Consider the following 19,724-nt stretch of genomic DNA (forward strand, 5'->3'; position numbering starts at 1 on the left):
GTCGCCCATGAAGTCCCACCTGCCCCTGCTCTTGGCCGTGCTGATCGGCGCGGCCCTCCCCGGCAGCGCCTTCGCGCTGGAACCGTTCGTGGCCAATTACCAGGTCTTCAACAGCGGCAAGGCGCTCGGCGACGCGACCATGCAGGTCAAGCCCGAGGGCGGCCACTGGCGCATCGACCTGAACATCCATGCCGAACGCGGCATGATGGGCCTGGCCGGCGCCGCCGCCCAGCAAAGCACTTTGTTCGAAACCGCCGGCGAAGGCTACCGCCCGCTCAGCCAGACCATGGTGCGCAAGGTGCTGTTCTCCAAGCGCACGATCACCGGCGTCTACGACTGGAACAAGCGCAGCGCGCAGTGGAGCGGCGACGTCAAAGAACACCGCCGCAAGCCGATTCCGCTGGCCGACGGCGACATGAGCGGCCTGCTGATCAATCTCGCCGTGGTCCGAGACGCCCAACCCGGCAAGACCCTGAATTACCGCTTCGTGGATTCCGGCCGTGCCCGCCCCCATCAATACCTGGTGGCCCAGGAGCTGGAAGGCGTCAAGGTCGACGACATGAGCTTCAACGCGATGCGCGTCAACCGCGTGCAGAGCGGCAACGAGGAAACCTCGATCTGGGTGGTCGACGGCGTTCCCACCCCGGTGCGCATCCTGCAACGCGAAAATGGCCAGGACACCTACGATCTGCGTCTGGTCGAATACAAAGGAGTCAACGAACAATGACGACCCAAACGAATAGTCGAATCCCCAAGATTCGTTTTGCCTTGCTCGCGGCCGCGCTGACCCTCGCCAGCGCTCCGGCGTTCGCGGTCAAGCCGTTCAGCGCCGACTATTCGGCCAGCTACATGGGCATGCAGGGCAACGGCCGCATGACCGTCGCCGCCGCCGGTGCGAACCGCTGGAAGTACAGCCTGGCGGTGACCAGCCCGCTGGCGAATCTGCAGCAGTCGACCGTATTCGAGGAAAAGGCCGGCCAGTTGCGCCCGATCAGCGGCAGCGACAGCAGCAAGGTGCTGACCAAGAACAAGAACAAGAACGCGACCTACGACTGGGCGCGCGGCGTCGCCACCTGGACCGGCGACGTCAAGCCCGACCGCGCCGGCCCGATCAAGCTGGAGACCGGCGATCTGGACGCGTTGTTGATCAACCTGGCGTTGGTGCGCGATGCGCCCGCCGGCAAGCCGATGAGCTACCGCATGGTCGAAGACGGCCGCGTCAAGCAACTGACCTACACCGTCGAAGGCAAGGAAGCGATCACCGTCGGCGGCAAATCGCAGCAGGCGACCAAGCTGGTCAGCAAGAACGGCGACAAGGAAACCATCGCCTGGGTCGTCCCCGGCATGCCGGTGCCCGCGCGCATCCTGCAGCGCGACAAGGGCGCCGACGCGATCGACCTGCGCGTGCAGTCGGTGCGCTGAGGCGCCGCGCGACACCGGCAGCGCTGGCGCCGCGCCGGCACGAAAAAGCCCCGCTTCGGCGGGGCTTTTTCGTTGTCGTGGCGATTCGGGCGGGATGACATCGAGACCCTCGGCATTCCTGCAGCAGAGGGATTCCGCCTTTGCCGAGCGGCCGGAGGATTTGCCCTGCTTTGCGACGGCAATCTTTCGCCGAACGAAGAGCGAATCCCCCGCGCCAGTCACTGACGAATCGACTTCGTGCGACGCAAGGCGCAGCCCCCTTGTGCAAAGGGGGCGAACTATCGTGGCTGCATCGAGAGAGTTTCGGGAGCACAGGCGCTTCAGGGCGCTTCGTCGCAGCGAAGAACCGCCGAACCCCGCGCGCGGTTACTCCCCCTTTGAAAAAGGGGGGCTAGGGGGGATTTGCTTTGGGTTCTGCGGCGACATGCATTCGCCAACCCCAAAGCCGCCTCCGCATCCGATGCATGCGAGTCCACTTCATCACGATGCGAAGCGCCGCCCCTCTTCTCAAAGGGGCGACTCTCAAGGGCACTGGCTATCGCAAGTGCAATACGCTCGTCGTCAAACCCGGCGGATCTTCGCGCCCAGCTTGGACAGCTTGGCTTCGATGTTTTCGTAGCCGCGATCGAGGTGGTAGATGCGGTCGATCGTGGTTTCGCCCTGCGCCACCAGGCCGGCCAGGATCAGCGACGCGGACGCGCGCAGGTCGGTCGCCATCACCGGCGCGCCGCTGAGCTTGGGCACGCCGCGGATCACCGCGGTGTGGCCGTCGACGCGGATGTCGGCGCCCAGGCGCAGCAGTTCGTTGACGTGCATGAAGCGGTTTTCGAAGATCGTCTCGTTGATCACGCCCACGCCTTCGGCGACGCAGTTGAGCGCCATGAATTGCGCCTGCATGTCGGTCGGGAACGCCGGGTACGGCGCGGTCACCATGTCGATGGCGCGGGCGCGGCGGCCGCCCATGTCGAGGGTGATGCGGTCGCCGTCGACTTCGATCTGGGCGCCGGCATCGCGCAATTTGTCGAGCACCGAGTCGAGCGTGTCGGCACGGCTGTGGGTGACGGTGACGCGGCCGCCGGTCATCGCCGCGGCGACCAGGAAGGTGCCGGTTTCGATGCGGTCGGGCAGCACGTCGTGGCTGCCGCCGTGCAATTTTTCCACGCCGTGAACGACGATCCGGCCGCTGCCGGCGTTCTCGACGCGCGCGCCCAGGGCGTTGAGGCAGTCGGCCAGGTCGACGATCTCGGGCTCCATCGCGGCGTTTTCGAGCACGCTGGTGCCCTCGGCCAGCACCGCGGCCATCAGCACGTTCTCGGTGCCGGTGACGGTGACCACGTCGAAGACGAAACGCGCGCCCTTCAGGCGGCCCTTGCGCTGCGCCTTGATGTAGCCGTTCTCGACGGTGATCTCGGCGCCGAGCGCCTGCAGGCCCTTGATGTGCTGGTCGACCGGGCGCGAACCGATCGCGCAACCGCCCGGCAGCGAGACTTCGGCTTCGCCGTACTTGGCCAGCAGCGGGCCGAGCACCAGCACCGAGGCGCGCATGGTCTTGACCAGCTCGTACGGCGCGACATGGCTGTTGACCGTGGTCGGGTCGACGGTGATCGTCGCGCCTTCGCTGCGCACGCCGGCACCGAGCTCGCCGAGCAGCTTGGCGGTGGTCAGCACGTCGTGCAGTTGCGGCACGTTGCGGATCGTCACCGGCGCATCGGCCAGCAAGGTCGCGCACAGGATCGGCAACACGGCGTTCTTGGCGCCGGAAATCTGGACTTCGCCATTGAGCGGCTGCCCGCCTTCGACCACGATTTTTTGCATTTAGGGAGCCGGGTATAGGAAATGAAGAATCAGCAATGGTAAGAGCAGACGGCCGGGGACGGGTGAGGTCTCGGTGAAGTGCCGCCTTGGGCAGGTCGCAGGGTCGGCGCGGGCCCGCTGGCGAGCGCTCGCCGCGCCACCGCTTCAGCGATTGCCGGCCTCTTCGGGGGTGAGGGTCTTCAGCGCCAGGGCGTGGATCTCGCCGCCCATGCGCTCGCCCAGGGTCGAATAGACCAGGCGGTGGCGCGCCAGCGGCAGCTTGCCGCGGAACGCCTCGGCGATCACGGTGGCCTCGAAGTGGACGCCGTCGTCGCCGCTCACTTGCGCTTGCGCGCCGGGCAGGCCTTGTTCGATCAGGGAGCGGATGGTTTCGGCGTTCACTACTCGAGCCTCTGGGTGATGCGGCCCGCCGTGCGGGCCAAGGGATGAAGCGGCAATGCGGACGACGCAGACGCGCTGCGTGCGCCGGAAGCCGGCTGAATGCGGGGTGGCCGCCGCCCGGGACGGATCCTTGCCTGGCAGGATCTGCCGCGCGGGACGGCGCTGGGCGGACGAACCGCTTAGAATTGACGGATTAGCCTAGCGGAAAGCCCTCCGGTCCGAAATGGCGACCTTCGAAACGGCCACTCTATGACCAGCACCGCACGCCCCGCCCTCGATCCCGCCTTCCTGCAATCGCCCGCGGCCCAGGCCGGCCTGGCCCAGAGCGGCCGCCGCGTGTTCGAGATCGAGGCCCAGGCGCTGGCGGCGGTCGCGGCCCGGATCGACGGCGATTTCACCGCCGCCTGCAAGCTGGTCCTGGCCGCGCGCGGCCGGGTCGTCTGCACCGGCATGGGCAAGTCCGGCCATATCGCCCGCAAGATCGCCGCGACCCTGGCCTCGACCGGCACCCCGGCTTTCTACGTCCACCCGGGCGAAGCCGGCCACGGCGACCTGGGCATGATCACCGACGCCGACGTGGTCCTGGCCCTGTCCTACTCGGGCGAAAGCGACGAAGTGCTGATGCTGCTGCCGGTGCTCAAGCGCCAGGGCAACCGCCTGATCGCGATGACCGGCCGGCCGCAGTCCACCCTGGCGCGCGAAGCCGACGTGCACCTCGACGTCAGCGTGCCGGCCGAGGCCTGCCCGCTCGACCTGGCGCCGACCTCCAGCACCACCGCCTCGCTGGCGATGGGCGACGCGCTCGCGGTCGCACTGCTCGAGGCGCGCGGCTTCACCGCCGACGACTTCGCCCGCTCGCACCCGGCCGGCGCGCTCGGCCGGCGCCTGCTGCTGCACATCACCGACATCATGCATGCCGGCGAGGAAGTGCCGCGGGTTCACGCCGATGCCAGCATCAGCGAGGCTCTGGTCGAGATGAGCCACAAGCGCCTGGGCATGACCGCCATCGTCGACGACGCCGGCTGCCTGATCGGTCTGTACACCGACGGCGACTTGCGCCGCACCCTCGACGACGCCGGCGTGGACCTGCGTTCGACCCGCATCGCCGAGGTCATGACGCGCTCGCCCAAGACCATCGGCGCCGACGCGCTCGCGGTCGAGGCGGCGCAGCTCATGGAAACCCACAAGATCAGCGGCCTGCTGGTCGTGGACACTGAACGCCGCGTGGTCGGCGCTCTCAATATTCACGACTTGTTGCGTGCGAGAGTGGTTTAACGGCCGGGAATGGAGAATCGAGAATAGGGAATCGCAAAGCGGTTCCTCGCGATTCCCACCCCATTCGGTGCAGACGATTCCCTATTCCCCATTCTCGATTCCCGATCCCGTGCCCTACAGCCACCTCAACGATTACCCCGCTGAAATCCGCGAACGCGCCGCCCGCATCCGGCTGGCCTGCTTCGACGTCGACGGCACGCTGACCGACGGCCGGCTGACCTACGACAGCGAGGGGCGCGAGCTCAAAAGCTTCCACGTCCAGGACGGCCAGGGTCTGTCGCTGCTCGGCAAGTTCGGCATCGCCGTGCATTTCGTCACCGCCCGCGGCGGCGTCATCGCCGCCCAGCGCGCGGCCGAGCTCGGCGCCACTGCCCACGGCGACGTCGCCGACAAGCTCGCCTGCGTACAGCAGATCGCCGCCGGCCTGGGGCTGTCGCTGGACCAGGTCGCTTTCATGGGCGACGACCTTGCCGACCTCAAGATCCTGCCCCACGTCGGCCTGTCGGTCGCCCCGGGCAATGCTCACCCCTGGGTGCGCGAGCGCGTGCACTGGCGCACCGTCGCGCGCGGCGGCGAAGGCGCGGCGCGCGAACTGTGCGATCTGCTGCTGGGCGCGCAAGGCCATGCCGAGCGCGTGCTGACCGGTGCGCTCGGATGAGCTGGCGCGGCATGCTGACCCTGATCCTGATGGCCGCCGCGGCGCTGAGCGGCTGGGCGCTGTGGTCGCAACGCGACAAGAACGGCGGCGACGGCCGCGCCGAGGCGCGCCCGGACTACGTGCTCAACCAGTTCGAGGCGGTCGTGCTCAACAAGGAGGGCAAGGAATCGTTCACCTTGCGCGCTCCCAAGCTGACCCGCGACCCGAACGAAAAAACCCTGGACGTCACCACCCCGCTGTTCCTGATTCCGCCGAAGGCCGGCGGCAGCGGCGGGCCGTGGGAAGTGCGCTCGCAGCGCGGCTGGGTCAGCGCCGAGGGCGACGAAGTACGCCTGCGCGGCCAGGTCAAGGCCGACAGCACCAATGCCGACGGCAAGCCGATCAATATCTCGACCGAGGAACTGAACGTGTTCCCCGACACGAACAAGGCCACGTCGGCCGTTCCGGTCAGGTTGATTCAGCCCGGCACTATAATGACGGGCTCGGGACTGCAGGCCGATCTCGAAACCAAGAACGTCACCATCCCCAACGTCAAGGTCCGCTATGAAGCGAAAGCCCGCTAACTGGCCGGCGCTGTGCCTGGTCGCCCTTCTGCTGGCGCCGGCGGCCGCGCTCGCGCGCTCTTCGGACCGCAACCAGCCCATGGATGCCGGCGCCGACAGCAGCAATTGCTCGGTCAGCACCGATTCGGGCCCTTGCGTGCTCACCGGCAACGTCAAGATCACCCAAGGCACCTTGATCATCAATGCCGCCAAGGCCGACATCAAGCGCGCCGGCGGCGACATCAGCTTCGTCACCCTGACCGGCTCGCAGGCGACGCTGAAGCAGGAACTCGACGACGGCGCTCCGTTCAACGGCCGCGCCAACAAGATCGAGTACGACATGCCGAAGGACACCATCGTCCTGACCGGCAACGCCTACGTCGACAAGAACGGCGACACCATCAAGAGCGAACGCATCGTCTACAACTCCAAGACCGGCCAGGTCGAGAGCGGTGGCACCGGCGGCCGCGTCAACATTCGCATGCTGCCCAAGAGCAAGACCGCCGCGCCGGCCAAGGGAGGCGGCTGATGCTGGTCGCACAAGGCCTGCGCAAGGCCTACCGTTCGCGCGAGGTCGTGCGCGACTTCGGCCTGACCCTCGATGCGGGCGAAGTGGTCGGCCTGCTCGGCCCCAACGGCGCCGGCAAGACCACCTGCTTCTACATGATCGTCGGCCTGGTCCCGGCCGATGCCGGCCAGATCGTCCTCGACGGCAAGGACATCACCTCCGAGCCGATGTACGCCCGCGCCAAGTACGGCGTCGGCTACCTGCCGCAGGAACCCTCGGTGTTCCGCAAGCTCAGCGTCGCCGACAACCTGCGCCTGGTGCTGGAACTGCGCGACGACCTCGACCGCGCCGGCATCGAGCGCGAGCTGGCCAGCCTGATGGACGAACTGCAGGTGACCCATGTCGCCGAGCAGCTCGGCGCCAGCCTGTCCGGCGGCGAGCGCCGCCGGGTCGAGATCGCCCGTGCCCTGGCCGCCCGCCCGCGCCTGATGCTGCTGGACGAACCCTTCGCCGGCGTCGACCCCATTTCGGTCGGCGAGATCCAGCGAATCGTGCGCCATCTCAAGAATCGCGGCATCGGAGTGTTGATCACGGACCATAACGTCCGTGAAACCTTGGGCATTTGCGACCGGGCGTATATCCTGAACGACGGTGGCGTGCTCGCGCAGGGGGCTCCGGACGCGCTGCTGGCCAATCCCGATGTCCGCCGTGTCTATCTGGGTGAGCAGTTCCGTCTGTAACCTAGCGGTTGCCGGGCGCGGACGGCGCCCACGACGCGCGGCCCGGGCCGACAGCCATCTCAGGTCGCGTTAGCAATCGATGATGAAGCCCCGCCTCCAAGCCTCGCTCGGACAACAGTTGGTGATGACGCCGCAATTGCGGCAGGCGATTCGCCTGCTGCAGCTGTCGGCTGTCGAACTGGAAGCCGAACTGGCCACCGCGATCGAGAGCAATCCGCTGCTCGACTGGACCGACCCGTCCGCGGTCAACGAAGACGAACCGCGCCCGCCGCCGAGCACCGAGGAAGGCGCCGAAGCGCCGACCGCCGAACCCGAATGGACCATGGACGACGGCGAGACCTGGTACGAGCGGGTCGGGCCCTCCGATCACGGCGATGAAGACTCGCCCGCGGCCGAACAGGTCGCCGAGGCCGAGACCCTGCACGACCATCTGCTGTGGCAACTGCACCTCAGCCCGCTGTCGCAGCGCGACCGCAGCATCGGCGTGGCCCTGATCGAGGCGATCGACGACGACGGCTACCTGCGCGAAAGCCTGGCCGCGATCGTCGAATCGCTGGCGATGGGCGTCAGCGAGGAAGAAGTCGCGACCGTGCTGCACCAGGTGCAGCGCTTCGACCCGGTCGGCTCCGGCGCTCGCTCGCTCAGCGAGTGCCTGAGCCTGCAGCTCAACACCTTGTCCGACGACACCCCGGGCAAGGCCCTGGCCCTGGTGATCGCCGGCGAACCGCTGGAACGCCTGCCGAGGATCGGCGCGGCCGGCCTGGCCAGCGAACTCAAGCGCGACATCGCCGAGGTCGAGACCGCGGTGCAGTTGCTGCGCTCGCTCGACCCGCGCCCCGGCGCGCAGATGGGCGCGATCTCCACCGACACCTATGTCACCCCCGACGTGGTGATCTGGCGCCAGAACGGCCTGTGGCGCGTGGCCCTGTCGGAAGCGATGCGTCCGCGTATCTCGATCCATCGCGGCTACGAAAGCATGATCCGCCACGCCAACGCCTCCGACGCCAGCTATCTGCGCGGCCATCTGCAGGAAGCGCGCTGGCTGCTCAAGAGCCTGGAAGCGCGCGGCGACACCTTGCTCAAGGTCGCGCGCTGCCTGCTCAAGCAACAGGCCGGTTTCCTCGAATTCGGCGACAGCGCGCTGCGCCCGCTGACCCTGCGCGAGGTCGCCACCGAAGTCGGCCTGCACGAATCCACGGTCTCGCGCGCGATCGCCCGCAAGTACGCGCGCACCCCGCGCGGGACCATGCCGCTGCGCGCTTTCTTCGCCTCCGGCATCGACACCGGCTCCGGCGGCGAGGCCTCCAGCACCGCGATCCAGGCCATGATCCGGCGCCTGATCGAGGCCGAGAACCCGCGCAAACCCCTGTCCGACGCGCGCCTGGCCGAAACCCTCAAGGCCACCGGCGTGCCGGTCGCGCGCCGCACCGTGGCCAAGTACCGCGAGGCGATGAGCATCCCCTCGTCGCAAGAGCGCGTGCGCATGGCCTGAGGCCGCCAAATCCCGCAAAGCCGCGGGATTTCGGCCTCTATTCCCCATCGAATCAGTGACTTAACAACGACCTACGACCATTGTTGCGGTCTTGCCACTTGCACCCAGAGCTGAGCGTGAGATGCTGGAATCCCTGGCCCCGGCCAGGGCGTCAATCAGGCCCCGAAGCCGTCGACGACCGACGGTCCGGAGCCCAGTCTGCATTCTCCCGCGACGTGAAGGAGGTCTCCGATGCGTATCGAAACCCACGGCCAGCAACTGGAAGTCACTGCAGCCCTGCGTGACTATGTGGAAACCAAGCTGGCCCGTCTGCAACGCCATTTCGACCAACCCTTCGACGTGCGTACCCAGCTCAGTCTCGACAAGCCCGACCATCGCGCCGAGGCCACCGTTCTCATCGCCGGCCGTACCCTGCACTGCGACGCCGCCGCCATCGACATGTACGCCGCCATCGATCTGCTCGCCGACAAGCTCGACCGCCTGCTGATGAAGCACAAGAGTAAGCAAGTCGACCATCACCGTGGCGAAAGCCTCGCACGCAACGGCGAATTCGTAGGCTGAACCCGCTCCCCGGGACCCGGTCATCGATCCAGACACGCTGTCATGCCGCTTTATGAATTACTGAGTGCGGAACGGGTCGCGATCGTGGTCGAGCCCGGCGATCGCAATACCGTGCTCGATGTCGCCGCACGCATGCTCTGCGACGGCAATGCCTCCACTGCGTTCGCCCTGCGCGCAAGCCTGGGCGAACGCGAACGCCTCGCCAGCACCGCCATCGGCCACGGCGTCGCCATTCCGCACGCGCGCACGCCCTTGTTCGAAAACAGCCGCGGCGCCTTTCTCAGATTGGCCCAGCCGATCGATTTCGGCGCCATCGACGGGCGCCCGGTCGACCTGGTCCTGGCCATGGCCATTCCCGAGCACCACGTCCAGCAACATCTGCAGTTGCTGGCGGAACTGGCCGAACGCTTCGCCGATAGCGGCTTTCTCGAGCGATTGCGCACGGCACCGAACGTCGCCGAGCTGAGCTATCGCCTGCTCGATCACGTTCGCCGCAGCGCGGCCTGAGCCGTGCCGTTCTGGGCTGCGGCGATTCGAGGCGTACGCATCTGAGACGCACTGATCCCAGCCCCGCTCGTTCCCCGAGCCGCTGAGCCGGTCTATCGGCTCGCCCGCCCCACTTGCTTCACACCGCGCCGCGGACGCGACCGGGTCCGCGCCGATGCGGACACTGCCATCGCTTTGCTCGTAAACTTCCGTCCATGAGCAAGAGCATCCGTGCAGGCGAACTGTTCGAACAGCAGCGCGAGCGCCTCGCCCTGCGCTGGGTGGCCGGCCAACGCGGCGACGGCCGCCTGGTCGAAGCGGTCAATACGGTCGCGCGGCGCCCGTCGCTGGCCGGCTATCTCAATGCGATCTATCCGAACAAGGTGCAGATCCTCGGCACCGAAGAGCTGACCTGGCTCGACGGCCTGGACTCGCGGCTGCGCTGGGAAACGATCGAGAAGATCATCCAGTTCCGGCCCTTGGCCCTGGTCATCAGCAAGGACCAGCCCTGCCCCGAAGACCTGCGCATCGCCGCCGAGGAAACCGACACCCCGTTGTGGGTCTCGCCGCGCCGTGGCCACGAGTTGCTCAATCACCTGCAATACCATCTGGCGCGCGCGCTGGCGCCGCAGATCACCCTGCACGGGGTATTCATGGAGATCTATTCGATCGGTGTGCTGATCACCGGCGAATCGGGATCGGGCAAGAGCGAACTGGCGCTGGAACTGGTGACGCGCGGCCATCGCCTGGTCGCCGACGACGCGCCGGAATTCACCCAGATCGCGCCCGACGTGCTCGACGGCACCTGCCCCGACATGCTCCAGGACCTGCTCGAAGTGCGCGGCCTTGGCGTGCTCAACATCCGCCAGATGTTCGGCGACACCGCGGTCAAGAACAACAAATACCTGCGCCTGATCGTGCACCTGACCAAGCCGATGAGCGAACCGCTGCCGGCCGGCATGGAGCGCCTGACCGGCGACACCGGCATCCGCCGCGTACTCGATCTCGACGTGCCGATGATCACCCTGCCGGTCATGCCCGGCCGCAACCTCGCCGTGCTCACCGAAGCGGCGACGCGGCTGCACAGCCTGCGCATGAAAGGCCTCGACCCGGCCGCGGCCTTCATCGCCCGGCACAGCAACTTCCTGGAGCGCGGCGAATCGTGAGCAACTCCCCCTTCGACACTGCCTCGGCCGCCGAGAGCAACGCTTTCACCCTGGTCATCGTCAGCGGCATGTCCGGCTCGGGCAAGTCGGTGGCGCTGAACACCTTCGAAGACCTGGGTTTCTACTGCGTCGACAACCTGCCGGCGGAACTGCTGCCGCAGTTCGTGCAGAACGTGATCAAGGCCGAGGAAGGCATGCCGACCAAGCTCGCGGTCGGCATCGACGTACGCAACCGCCACAGCGACCTGGCCAATATTCCCGAATGGCTGTCGGCCGTCGGCGCGCTCGGCGCCGACCCCAGGCTGGTGTTCTTCGAATCCAGCGACGGCGTGCTGCTCAAGCGTTACGCCGATACCCGCCGCCGCCATCCGCTGAGCCAGTTCGGCCTGGCCCTGGCCGATGCGATCTCGCTCGAGCGTCAGGTGCTCAAACCCCTGCGCCAGATCGCCGATGCGATCGTCGACACCAGCGAGCTCAACGTTCATCAGCTGCGCCGCCACGTCATCACCGAATTCGCGATGGGCGGCGACGCCGGCATGTCGCTGCTGTTCGAGTCCTTCGCCTATCGTCGCGGCGTGCCGGCCGACGCCGACTTCGTCTTCGATGCGCGCGGCCTGCCGAACCCGCACTGGAACCCGGCGCTGCGGCCCTTGTCGGGCCGCGACGGCGGCGTGCGCGATTATCTGGAAGCGCAGGCCGACGTGAACCTCTACGTCGAGCAGATCAGCCAGTTCCTCGACACCTGGCTGCCGCGCCTGCAAGCCGACAGCACGCGCAGCTACGCGACCATCGCCTTCGGCTGCACCGGCGGGCGCCATCGCTCGGTGTACCTGGCCGAACGCATGGCCGAACACGCCCGCACCCGCGGCTGGAACGAAGTCGCCGTGCACCATCGCGAGCTCGACTGAGCCGCGCGCCGCAGCTCATCCAGACCTCGAACGCAGCCCTCTTCTTGAGCGTGTTAACGCAGCCCTCCTCCCCCTTTGCAAAGGGGGCTAGGGGGATTTGCTCTTAAGCACCGTCAAGCCGCGCGTGCAGAGCAAATCCCCCGCGCCAGTCGCTTTCCACAGACTTCGTACCACGCAGGGCGCCGCCCCCTTCTGCAAAGGGGGCGAACTGACGCATGCGCCTTGCAGAGGGGAGGCGAACGCAGTTCCCCCTTTGCGGCGATATGAACGCGCTCTGAGCCTCGCCCGCGACCGGCTTGGCGTCCTTACAAATTTTTCCCATTGCCGTGTCGCGACGCTTGCAAGCCTCGCCTTAGTTTCGGGCTGTGCCGGGCGCTGAGCGCTCCGGTGCGTCTGAATCCCCACGGAGCCACGATATGAAAGCCATGATCCGCCGCCTCGCGCCGATGCTGCTTGCGGTCGGCGTGCTCGCCTTGCCGCCGGCCGCGATGGCGCAAGCGCAATCCGCACCACCGGGCGATGCGATGCAACGCACCGAGCCGCCGGTCAACGATCAACGCGGCCAGGCACCGATACCGCCACCGGCCGACACCACCGTACCGGCGAGCTTCGCGGACCTCGACCGCAACGGCGACAGCAAGATCAGCCGCGACGAAGCCGCGCTCGATGCGCGCCTCGCCGCGAACTTCGCCACGCACGATCACGACGGCGACGGCGCCTTGTCGCTGGCCGAGTACCAGGCCGGCGATGGCAAGCGCGGCGGCGACAAATGACGCCGCCGCGTCCGCTGCCGATCGCGCCCTCTCCTGACCGCCAAGGATCACCCGCCAAGGATCATCATGAATATCTTTACCACTCGCGCTCACCCGCGTGCCCTGGCCGCGGCCTTGAGCGCCCTGTTCGCCGCCGGCCTGCTCGGCGGTTGCAACAAGCCCGAGCCGGCGCCGATGGAATCGAGCGGGCCGGCCCCGGCCACGACCGATCCGGGGCCGACGCCGCCCGCGAACGACCCGGCACCGGCAACCGCCATGCCGCCGGGGGACCTCCCGCCGGCGAACCTGCCTCCGCCGACCGACACCCCCAGCGACACCCCGCCGGTGCAGAACCCGCAACCGACACCGACCGGGCCGCCACCGCCGTCCGAGGACCGCGCACCGTCGATGCGGTGACGCGGCACCATCCGCAGCGCAGCGGGCCGTCACAGCAAGGCCCGCCTGCGCCGTGATCCCGATCGGCCGCGGCGCCCATCGATCACGCTTCCATCGCGCCCCGGGCACCCCGCTCGCGGCACCGCTCGCCCCGCATTCGCCGCGGGCGGACTCGAAGAATCAAACAGTTGCCCGCCGCGTTCCGGCCCTCGACCCGGAGCGCCCGTCGCCGTGCCCGCGGACCGCCGCATTCGGCGCTTCCGGCTTGTCACTCCGCTCTGTTAAGTTGGAGGCATGTCCGTCGGCGTCCTTCTCATCACCCATTCCGGTATCGGCAGCGCACTCGTCGCGGTCGCCAACCGCCTGCTCAACCCCTTGCCGCTGCGCACCGAAGCGCTGGAGGTCCCGTTCGACGCCGACCCCGACGCTCTGCTGCCGCTCGCGAGCGCGGCGCTGCGCCGCGTCGACGACGGCGACGGCGTGCTGGTGTTGACCGATCTCTACGGCGCCTCGCCGAGCAACCTCGCCGCGCGCGTGTCGCGGCTGGGCACGCCGGTGCGGCGCGTGTCGGCCTTGAACCTGCCGATGCTGCTGCGGGTGATGAACTACTCGGAGCTGGAACTGGACCAACTGCCGGCGATCGCCGCCGCCGGCGCCCGCAACGGTGTAATCCTGGATGACGCCTGACCGCATGACGCGACTCGCAACGACGCGTAAGACCATTGCCTGAGGACCCCGACATGATCGAACGCGACCTGACTGTTTCCAACCGACTCGGCCTGCACGCCCGCGCCACCGCCAAACTGGTGCAGGTGCTGTCGGCCTTCCGCAGCAACGCCACGCTGACCGCCAAGGGTCGCGAGGTCAACGCCAAGAGCATCATGGGCGTGATGCTGCTCGCCGCCGGACAAGGCACCCACGTCAAACTGCGCGTCGAGGGCGAGGACGAAACCAATGCCGCCGACGCGGTGATCGCCCTGTTCGACCGTCGTTTCGACGAAGACAGCTGAGCCGGAGGCGCGCATGAGGCAGGAATTCCAGGGGCATGGGGCATCGCGCGGCAGCGCGCTCGGCCGCGCCCGCGTCCGCCTGCCGCATGCGCTGGAAGTCGCCGAGGAACGCATCGGCCACGACCAGGTCGAAGCCGAGCTGGCCCGCCTGCACGTCGCCATCGATACCGTCCGCAACGAAATGCACACCCTGCGCGACCGCCTGCACGGCGCGCTCGCGCACGAGGTCGGCGAGTTCCTCGATCTGCACACCCTGCTGCTCGACGACCCGGAACTGCTGCACGGCCTCGACGAACTGATCCGCAGCGGCCACTACGCCGCCGACTACGCCCTGCGCCTGCAGCGCGACCGCATCGCCTCGGTGTTCGAGGCCATGGACGACGCCTATTTCCGCAGCCGCGTCGACGACATCGACCAGGTGATCGGGCGCATCCATGCGGCGCTGCATCGGCGCGACCACGATACCTCCGGGGTCGCGGGCGAGATTTTGGTCACCGACAACGTCGCCCCGGCCGAACTCGCGCAACTGCAGGCCCAGGGGGTGATGGCGATCGTCACCGCCGCCGGCAGCACCCTGTCGCACAGCGCCATCCTCGCCCGCAGCCTGCACCTGCCGCTGGTGGTCGGCACCGCCCAGGCGCTGCTGAAGATCAACGACGGCGACGCCCTGGTCGTCGATGGCGCCACCGGCACGGTGATCCTCGAACCCAATGCCGAGGACCTGCGCAGCCACCGCACCCGCACCCGCGAACTCGCCCGCGAACGCAAACAGTTGCATCGCCTGCGCCGCGAGCCGACCCGCACCCTCGACGGCGTCGACATCAAGCTCTACGCCAACGCCGAATCACGCGAGGACGTGGCCGAGGCGCATTCGCTCGGCGCCGCCGGCGTCGGCCTGTACCGCACCGAGTTCCTGTTCCTGCAGCGCAACGAACTGCCCGACGAAGACGAACAGTTCCGCGTCTATCGCGACGTCGTCCTCGGCATGACCGGCCGCATGGTCACCATCCGCACCCTCGACCTCGGCGCCGACAAGGCCGACAAGACCGGCCTGGCCCTGCGCGACGAGCCCAATCCGGCGCTCGGCGTGCGCGGCGTGCGCCTGTCGCTGGCCCGCGACGGCCTGCTCGAAACCCAGTTGCGCGCGATCCTGCGCGCCTCCGGCTACGGCCCGGTGCGGATCCTGGTGCCGATGGTCAGCTCGGCCGAAGAGATGCGCCGCGTGCGCGAGCTGTTGAACCGCGTCGCCGCCGACCTGCGCCGGCAGGGGCAGGAGATCGCCGACGACGTGCCGCTCGGCGCCATGATCGAAGTACCGGCCGCGGCCATCGCGCTGCCCGGCTACATCAACACCATCGACTTCCTGTCGATCGGCACCAACGACCTGGTCCAGTACCTGCTCGCGGTCGATCGCAACAACGAAGCGCTGAGCGAGCTCTACACGCCGCTGCATCCGGCGGTGTTGCGGGTGATCCGCGACGTGATCCGCCTGGCCCAGGCGCGCGGCAAGCCGGTCGCGGTGTGCGGCGAAATGGCCGGCGACGCCAACTTCGCGCCGCTGCTGCTGGCCCTGGGGCTGGAGGAATTCAGCCTGCATCCGGCGACCTTGCTGGAATTGCGCCGCGCGATCCGCTCGCTCGACCTGAGCGTGCTGCGCAAACGCGCGCCGGCGCTGCTGCGGGCGCGCGACCGCGCCGGCATCGAGGCCTGGCTGCGCGGCTGATGCGCGCCTGACACGCAGCTGATATGCGGCCGCGGTCTGCGCGGCCTTGGCCCGGCGCCGCTGCGCCGCCGCGTCGTTCATCTCCAGGCGCCGCAATCACGCCTTCTTCCGACGCAAGGCTGAAAGCTGGGCTTTGTAAGCTGCAGGGGCGATAATCGCCGCATGAACATCTGACCCTCGCCGGCTTCGTGGCCGCGTCCGTCACCCGCCAGGAAGTACCGTATGGCCGAAGCCGTCCGCCACGACAAAACCGCACGTCAGCTGCGCCTGCTCTCCGACGCGCTCGACAGCGGTCGTCTGGGGCCGGTGCGGCGCCTGGTCAACACACTCTCCCCGGCCGAGATCGGCAACCTGCTCGAATCGCTGCCTCCGGGCAAGCGCGTGGTGGTGTGGGGCTTGGTCGACCCGGAAGACGACGGCGAGGTGCTGGTCCACGTCGGCGAGGAAGTGCGCGAAAGCCTGCTCGCGGACATGGACACCGACGAGATCGTCGCCGCGGTCGAAGACCTCGACATCGACGACTTGGCCGACCTGGTCGAAGACCTGCCCGACACCGTCATCGACGAAGTGCTCAAGTCGATGGATCGCGAGAACCGCGAGCGGCTCGAACAGGTCCTGTCGTATCCGGAAGACACCGCCGGCCGCCTGATGAACCCGGACGTGGTGACGGTGCGCGCCGACACCACCATCGACGTGGTGCTGCGCTACCTGCGCCTGCGCGGCGAGCTGCCCGAACACACCGACCACCTCTACGTGGTCAGCCGGCGTCATCAGTACCTTGGCCGCATCGCCCTGGCCGCGCTGCTCACCCATGAGCCCGGCACCGCGATCAACAAGCTGATCGACGACGAACAGCCGGCGATCGACGTGGGCGAAACCGCCGCCGAAGTCGCGCGCCAATTCTCCGACCACGACTGGATCAGCGCCCCGGTCGTCGACGACAACAACATCCTGCTCGGCCGCATCACCATCGACGACGTCGTCGACATCATCCGCGAACAAGCCGAGCACCAGGCCTTGAGTGCGGCCGGCCTGGACGAGGACGAAGACTTGTTCAGCCCGGTCCGGCGCGCGTTCCGGCGCCGACTGATCTGGCTGTCGATCAACCTGTGCACGGCCTTCCTGGCCGCCAGCGTGGTCGGCCAGTTCGAGGACAGCATCGCCAAGCTGGTCGCCCTGGCCGCGCTGATGCCGATCGTCGCCGGCATGGGCGGCAACGCCGGCACCCAGGTGCTCGCGCTGATGATCCGCGGCCTCGCCCTCGGCCAAATCGGCGCCTCCAACGTCGGCGTGCTGCTGCGCAAGGAATTGATGGTCGCGTTGATCAACGGCCTGGTGCTCGGCGTCGGCCTGGGCCTGATCGTGTTGGCCTGGTTCCGCCAGCCCGGCCTGTCGCTGGTGATCGGCGCCGCGCTGACCATCAACCTGCTGACCGCCGCCGCGGGCGGCGTGTTGGTGCCGATCACGCTCAAGCGGCTCGGTTTCGACCCGGCCCTCGCCGGCGGCGTGATGCTGACCACCCTCACCGACGTGATGGGCTTCCTGAGCTTCCTCGGCTTGGCGACGCTGATCTTGATTCATTGATCTTGATTCATTGATCTTGATTCATTGATCCTGATTCATTGATCTTGATTCATTGATCTTGATTCATTGATCCTGATTCATTGATCCTGATCCATTGATCGCGCCGCACTGAGCCATCGGGCGCGAGCGGCGACCGCTCGTACCCGGACGAGCGGCCTCGGCGGCGCCGCAACGGCCGACTAAGATCGCCGGCATGTTGCAGGAAGCAGACATCGAACAGGCCGTGGACCTGCAGGCACGCAGCTACGCGCTGCTGAAGTGGATGGCCGAAGGAATCCGGCGCGGCTTCATCGGCTTCGACGCCGCCCATGCCTATGCCCACGATGCACAAGCCGCCGCGGCCTGGATCGAACGCCACTACGCCGACCTGCCGCCGCCGGCGCGCCCGCCGCGCGAACACCTCGCCGCGTTCTGCCGGTTATTCACGACCTATCTCGACGGCGGCCAGCGCCTGGTCCGCGATCCGGGCCAGCGCCTGTACTCGCCGGATGCGCATTGCTTCTGCGAGATGTGCAGCTGGTACATCCACAACGCCTCGCTGAAAGCACGCACGATCTCCAGCGGCGACCGCCGTCGCGCCAACCGTCAGATGCGCCACAGCCTCGACGAGCTGGCGCTGAAGCACGATCGCCTGCTCGAAGACCGCGATGTCGATGTCCTGATGCGTGATGCGGCATTCCGCGAAGCCTTGGCGCTGTATGCCTACACCGAGACCCTGCTGCGCCGCCTGCGCGGCGGCGGCGCCGAGATCGGCGTGCCGCTGGCGCTGTGGCGGCGCTTCGCCTGGACCGAGCAAGGCGCGCCGAAGCGCAAGTTCCGCCTCAGCGTGGCGGCGGTCCTCGATGCATCGGCCTTGCTGCGGCAGCGCCTGGCCGCGCCGGGCTGAAAGTCCCTAATGCGAAGCCGTCGCTGCGCCGCGCTTGAATCGCGTCCGGGCGCGATCGATGATGCGGGCAACCCGCTACGGAGAACGTCGATGCCGCATGGCCGTCCGCTTCGTCTTGCAACCGCCTTGCTGATAGTCGGCTCGCTCGTTCTCGCTGCCGCTTGCACGCCCTCCGCCACCCGACCCGACGCCGCCCCCATGTCCGACACCCGAGCGCACGGCCATTTCGTTTCGCGCCAACTCGAACGCGACGGCATCGTCCACCGTTATCAGGTGTTCCTGCCATCGCGCCGCGCCGGCGGCGAACGGCCGGCCTTGATCATGTTCCTGCACGGCTCGGGCGAGCGCGGCGACGACAACCGCAAGCAAGTCGAGGTCGGGCTCGGGCCGGTGGTCCGTTCGCGCCTCGACGAGTTCCCCGCGATCGTCGTGTTCCCGCAGATGCATACGGACCAAGCCGACCTCGAACGCTTCGGCGACACGGCCTTCGCGATTCTCGATGCGGTGCAGGCCGAGTTCGACGGCGACCCGCAGCGGGTGTTGCTGACCGGTTTGTCGCTCGGCGGTTATGCCAGCTTCGAGCTGGCCCTGATGCAACCCGAGCGCTTTGCCGCGGTGGTGCCGATCTGCGGCGGCTTCGACCCGCCGGAAGCGCAGTTCGTCGCCCGCCGCAAAGCGCTCGGCGGCGTGTCCAGCCACGACGAAGCCGCGCAGAAATTGCGCGGCATTCCGTTCTGGGTCTTCCATGGCGCGAAGGACGACGTGGTGTCGGTGGAAAATTCGCGCCAGATGGTGGCCGCTCTGAAGCGCGCCGGTGCCGAGGTGCGCTATACGGAATTCCCGGAAGCGAAGCACAACAGCTGGGATCCGGCCTATGCGACCGCGGCGCTGTGGCCTTGGTTGTTCGCGCAACGCAGGCCTTGATGGATTCGCATCGTTCGCTGGAGGAAAACAAATCCCCCTCAATCCCCCTTTTGCAAAGGGGGAGGCCTAACGATGGGTGTTGAGTGATGCAGCGAGCTGGTGAGCGGCACCGCTAACGGCGGCCTGCCTGGACATGCACTAAGCAAGGTTGTGCCAGCCGCATAGCGACTAGCCGCCAAGACGACCTTCCCCCTTTGGAAAAGGGGGACCGAGGGGGATTTGCTCTCCCCTTACGCCCGGCGCAACAACCAGCCGCCGCACAACCAGCGAATCAAGCCTTCTTCAAGAACTCGGTCTTCAGCACGAGTCCCTTGACCTTGTCGACGTTGCACTCGATCTCGCCTTCCTCGTCGGTCAGGCGGATGTTCTTGCACAGGGTGCCGCGCTTGAGGGTCACCGAGGTGCCCTTCACTTTCAGGTCCTTGATGAGCAGCACCGAGTCGCCGTCGGCAAGCGGGGTGCCATTGCTGTCTTTCACGATCATGTCGATATCCG

22 protein-coding genes and 1 pseudogene are annotated in these 19,724 nt (G+C 67.6%); 20 read left to right on the forward strand and 3 right to left on the reverse strand.

All coding sequences use genetic code 11. The features are described 5' to 3' along the window. Positions 1-7: 7 nt before the first annotated feature. Positions 8-727, forward strand: coding sequence for a DUF3108 domain-containing protein (locus ACTJJK_RS00225; RefSeq protein ID WP_440729160.1), 720 nt, complete (start codon positions 8-10; stop codon positions 725-727). Then, positions 724-1,422, forward strand: a complete 699-nt coding sequence (locus tag ACTJJK_RS00230) for a DUF3108 domain-containing protein (protein ID WP_051884533.1) — start codon at positions 724-726, stop codon at positions 1,420-1,422. The genes ACTJJK_RS00225 and ACTJJK_RS00230 overlap by 4 nt, the downstream gene beginning before the upstream one ends. A 561-nt stretch (positions 1,423-1,983) precedes the next feature. Here ACTJJK_RS00230 and murA read toward each other — a convergent pair. Both murA and ACTJJK_RS00240 read right to left on the reverse strand, forming a co-directional pair. After that, complete coding sequence (murA, locus tag ACTJJK_RS00235) at positions 1,984-3,237, reverse strand: UDP-N-acetylglucosamine 1-carboxyvinyltransferase (RefSeq protein ID WP_031370931.1); 1,254 nt, start codon at positions 3,235-3,237, stop codon at positions 1,984-1,986. Between the two features lie 144 nt (positions 3,238-3,381). After that, positions 3,382-3,618 (reverse strand): BolA family protein, encoded by a 237-nt coding sequence (locus tag ACTJJK_RS00240; protein ID WP_031370932.1) that lies wholly within the window; start codon positions 3,616-3,618, stop codon positions 3,382-3,384. A gap of 249 nt (positions 3,619-3,867) precedes the next feature. Between ACTJJK_RS00240 and ACTJJK_RS00245 the strand changes: the two genes are divergently transcribed. The 18 genes from ACTJJK_RS00245 (at position 3,868) to ACTJJK_RS00330 (ending at position 19,229) form a co-directional block, all read left to right on the forward strand. Beyond that, entirely contained in the window at positions 3,868-4,893 is a 1,026-nt protein-coding gene (locus ACTJJK_RS00245) for a KpsF/GutQ family sugar-phosphate isomerase (RefSeq protein ID WP_051884534.1), read from the forward strand. A 109-nt stretch (positions 4,894-5,002) separates the two neighbouring features. Beyond that, a complete protein-coding gene (locus ACTJJK_RS00250) occupies positions 5,003-5,551 on the forward strand; it encodes a KdsC family phosphatase (protein ID WP_031370934.1) in 549 nt (182 codons plus the stop codon). After that, positions 5,548-6,114, forward strand: a complete 567-nt coding sequence (lptC, locus tag ACTJJK_RS00255; RefSeq protein WP_223619898.1) for an LPS export ABC transporter periplasmic protein LptC — start codon at positions 5,548-5,550, stop codon at positions 6,112-6,114. The genes ACTJJK_RS00250 and lptC overlap by 4 nt, the downstream gene beginning before the upstream one ends. After that, positions 6,095-6,622 (forward strand): lipopolysaccharide transport periplasmic protein LptA, encoded by a 528-nt coding sequence (gene lptA, locus ACTJJK_RS00260; RefSeq protein ID WP_031370936.1) that lies wholly within the window; start codon positions 6,095-6,097, stop codon positions 6,620-6,622. The genes lptC and lptA overlap by 20 nt, the downstream gene beginning before the upstream one ends. After that, positions 6,622-7,341: an LPS export ABC transporter ATP-binding protein gene (gene lptB / locus ACTJJK_RS00265; RefSeq protein WP_031370937.1), complete on the forward strand. Its 720-nt coding sequence runs from the start codon at positions 6,622-6,624 to the stop codon at positions 7,339-7,341. The genes lptA and lptB overlap by 1 nt, the downstream gene beginning before the upstream one ends. Positions 7,342-7,423: 82 nt before the next feature. Beyond that, complete coding sequence (locus ACTJJK_RS00270) at positions 7,424-8,833, forward strand: RNA polymerase factor sigma-54 (protein ID WP_036148117.1); 1,410 nt, start codon at positions 7,424-7,426, stop codon at positions 8,831-8,833. A 231-nt stretch (positions 8,834-9,064) separates the two neighbouring features. Beyond that, positions 9,065-9,394 carry a ribosome hibernation-promoting factor, HPF/YfiA family gene (gene hpf, locus ACTJJK_RS00275; RefSeq protein ID WP_031370939.1) on the forward strand — a complete coding sequence of 110 codons (330 nt, stop codon included), beginning with the start codon at positions 9,065-9,067 and terminating at the stop codon, positions 9,392-9,394. A 42-nt stretch (positions 9,395-9,436) separates the two neighbouring features. Beyond that, positions 9,437-9,901, forward strand: coding sequence for a PTS sugar transporter subunit IIA (locus ACTJJK_RS00280; protein WP_031370940.1), 465 nt, complete (start codon positions 9,437-9,439; stop codon positions 9,899-9,901). Between the two features lie 194 nt (positions 9,902-10,095). Continuing rightward, entirely contained in the window at positions 10,096-11,046 is a 951-nt protein-coding gene (gene hprK / locus ACTJJK_RS00285) for an HPr(Ser) kinase/phosphatase (protein ID WP_031370941.1), read from the forward strand. Next, a complete protein-coding gene (gene rapZ / locus ACTJJK_RS00290) occupies positions 11,043-11,954 on the forward strand; it encodes an RNase adapter RapZ (RefSeq protein WP_223619895.1) in 912 nt (303 codons plus the stop codon). The genes hprK and rapZ overlap by 4 nt, the downstream gene beginning before the upstream one ends. 416 nt (positions 11,955-12,370) lie before the next feature. After that, positions 12,371-12,727: a hypothetical protein gene (locus ACTJJK_RS00295; protein WP_440729161.1), complete on the forward strand. Its 357-nt coding sequence runs from the start codon at positions 12,371-12,373 to the stop codon at positions 12,725-12,727. Between the two features lie 66 nt (positions 12,728-12,793). Further along, entirely contained in the window at positions 12,794-13,123 is a 330-nt protein-coding gene (locus ACTJJK_RS00300; protein ID WP_440729162.1) for a hypothetical protein, read from the forward strand. Between the two features lie 273 nt (positions 13,124-13,396). After that, on the forward strand, positions 13,397-13,789 hold the full coding sequence (locus ACTJJK_RS00305; RefSeq protein ID WP_031370945.1) for a PTS sugar transporter subunit IIA: 393 nt from the start codon (positions 13,397-13,399) through the stop codon (positions 13,787-13,789). Positions 13,790-13,842: 53 nt separating this feature from the next. After that, a complete protein-coding gene (locus ACTJJK_RS00310; protein ID WP_031370946.1) occupies positions 13,843-14,112 on the forward strand; it encodes an HPr family phosphocarrier protein in 270 nt (89 codons plus the stop codon). Positions 14,113-14,125: 13 nt separating this feature from the next. Next, the gene (gene ptsP / locus ACTJJK_RS00315) at positions 14,126-15,835 is read left to right on the forward strand and encodes a phosphoenolpyruvate--protein phosphotransferase (RefSeq protein ID WP_031370947.1); all 1,710 of its coding nucleotides are present in this window, start codon (positions 14,126-14,128) and stop codon (positions 15,833-15,835) included. Positions 15,836-16,057: 222 nt separating this feature from the next. Beyond that, complete coding sequence (mgtE, locus tag ACTJJK_RS00320) at positions 16,058-17,419, forward strand: magnesium transporter (protein ID WP_031370948.1); 1,362 nt, start codon at positions 16,058-16,060, stop codon at positions 17,417-17,419. Between the two features lie 193 nt (positions 17,420-17,612). After that, positions 17,613-18,305, forward strand: a complete 693-nt coding sequence (locus ACTJJK_RS00325) for a hypothetical protein (protein ID WP_031370949.1) — start codon at positions 17,613-17,615, stop codon at positions 18,303-18,305. Positions 18,306-18,503: 198 nt separating this feature from the next. Then, positions 18,504-19,229, forward strand: a complete 726-nt coding sequence (locus ACTJJK_RS00330) for a prolyl oligopeptidase family serine peptidase (protein WP_051884538.1) — start codon at positions 18,504-18,506, stop codon at positions 19,227-19,229. 271 nt (positions 19,230-19,500) lie between these two features. Here ACTJJK_RS00330 and ACTJJK_RS00335 read toward each other — a convergent pair. Next, a pseudogene (locus tag ACTJJK_RS00335) lies at positions 19,501-19,710 on the reverse strand (alkylphosphonate utilization protein); the annotation flags it as partial. Positions 19,711-19,724 lie beyond the last annotated feature (14 nt).

Source organism: Lysobacter sp. 22409 (assembly GCF_052045105.1).
GTDB classification, from domain to species: domain Bacteria; phylum Pseudomonadota; class Gammaproteobacteria; order Xanthomonadales; family Xanthomonadaceae; genus Lysobacter; species Lysobacter antibioticus_B.

What these genes read in the sequence shown, in the direction of transcription:
- mgtE (WP_031370948.1), top strand. Translation starts at nt 16,058, where the DNA reads ATGGCCGAAGCCGTCCGCCACGACAAAACCGCACGTCAGCTGCGCCTG.
- lptA (WP_031370936.1), top strand. Translation starts at nt 6,095, where the DNA reads ATGAAGCGAAAGCCCGCTAACTGGCCGGCGCTGTGCCTGGTCGCCCTT.
- lptB (WP_031370937.1), top strand. Translation starts at nt 6,622, where the DNA reads ATGCTGGTCGCACAAGGCCTGCGCAAGGCCTACCGTTCGCGCGAGGTC.
- ACTJJK_RS00280 (WP_031370940.1), top strand. Translation starts at nt 9,437, where the DNA reads ATGCCGCTTTATGAATTACTGAGTGCGGAACGGGTCGCGATCGTGGTC.
- ACTJJK_RS00230 (WP_051884533.1), top strand. Translation starts at nt 724, where the DNA reads ATGACGACCCAAACGAATAGTCGAATCCCCAAGATTCGTTTTGCCTTG.
- ACTJJK_RS00325 (WP_031370949.1), top strand. Translation starts at nt 17,613, where the DNA reads ATGTTGCAGGAAGCAGACATCGAACAGGCCGTGGACCTGCAGGCACGC.
- murA (WP_031370931.1), bottom strand. Translation starts at nt 3,237, where the DNA reads ATGCAAAAAATCGTGGTCGAAGGCGGGCAGCCGCTCAATGGCGAAGTC.
- ACTJJK_RS00330 (WP_051884538.1), top strand. Translation starts at nt 18,504, where the DNA reads ATGTCCGACACCCGAGCGCACGGCCATTTCGTTTCGCGCCAACTCGAA.
- ACTJJK_RS00270 (WP_036148117.1), top strand. Translation starts at nt 7,424, where the DNA reads ATGAAGCCCCGCCTCCAAGCCTCGCTCGGACAACAGTTGGTGATGACG.
- ACTJJK_RS00300 (WP_440729162.1), top strand. Translation starts at nt 12,794, where the DNA reads ATGAATATCTTTACCACTCGCGCTCACCCGCGTGCCCTGGCCGCGGCC.
- ACTJJK_RS00310 (WP_031370946.1), top strand. Translation starts at nt 13,843, where the DNA reads ATGATCGAACGCGACCTGACTGTTTCCAACCGACTCGGCCTGCACGCC.
- ptsP (WP_031370947.1), top strand. Translation starts at nt 14,126, where the DNA reads ATGAGGCAGGAATTCCAGGGGCATGGGGCATCGCGCGGCAGCGCGCTC.
- lptC (WP_223619898.1), top strand. Translation starts at nt 5,548, where the DNA reads ATGAGCTGGCGCGGCATGCTGACCCTGATCCTGATGGCCGCCGCGGCG.
- hprK (WP_031370941.1), top strand. Translation starts at nt 10,096, where the DNA reads ATGAGCAAGAGCATCCGTGCAGGCGAACTGTTCGAACAGCAGCGCGAG.
- ACTJJK_RS00305 (WP_031370945.1), top strand. Translation starts at nt 13,397, where the DNA reads ATGTCCGTCGGCGTCCTTCTCATCACCCATTCCGGTATCGGCAGCGCA.
- hpf (WP_031370939.1), top strand. Translation starts at nt 9,065, where the DNA reads ATGCGTATCGAAACCCACGGCCAGCAACTGGAAGTCACTGCAGCCCTG.
- ACTJJK_RS00295 (WP_440729161.1), top strand. Translation starts at nt 12,371, where the DNA reads ATGAAAGCCATGATCCGCCGCCTCGCGCCGATGCTGCTTGCGGTCGGC.
- ACTJJK_RS00225 (WP_440729160.1), top strand. Translation starts at nt 8, where the DNA reads ATGAAGTCCCACCTGCCCCTGCTCTTGGCCGTGCTGATCGGCGCGGCC.
- ACTJJK_RS00245 (WP_051884534.1), top strand. Translation starts at nt 3,868, where the DNA reads ATGACCAGCACCGCACGCCCCGCCCTCGATCCCGCCTTCCTGCAATCG.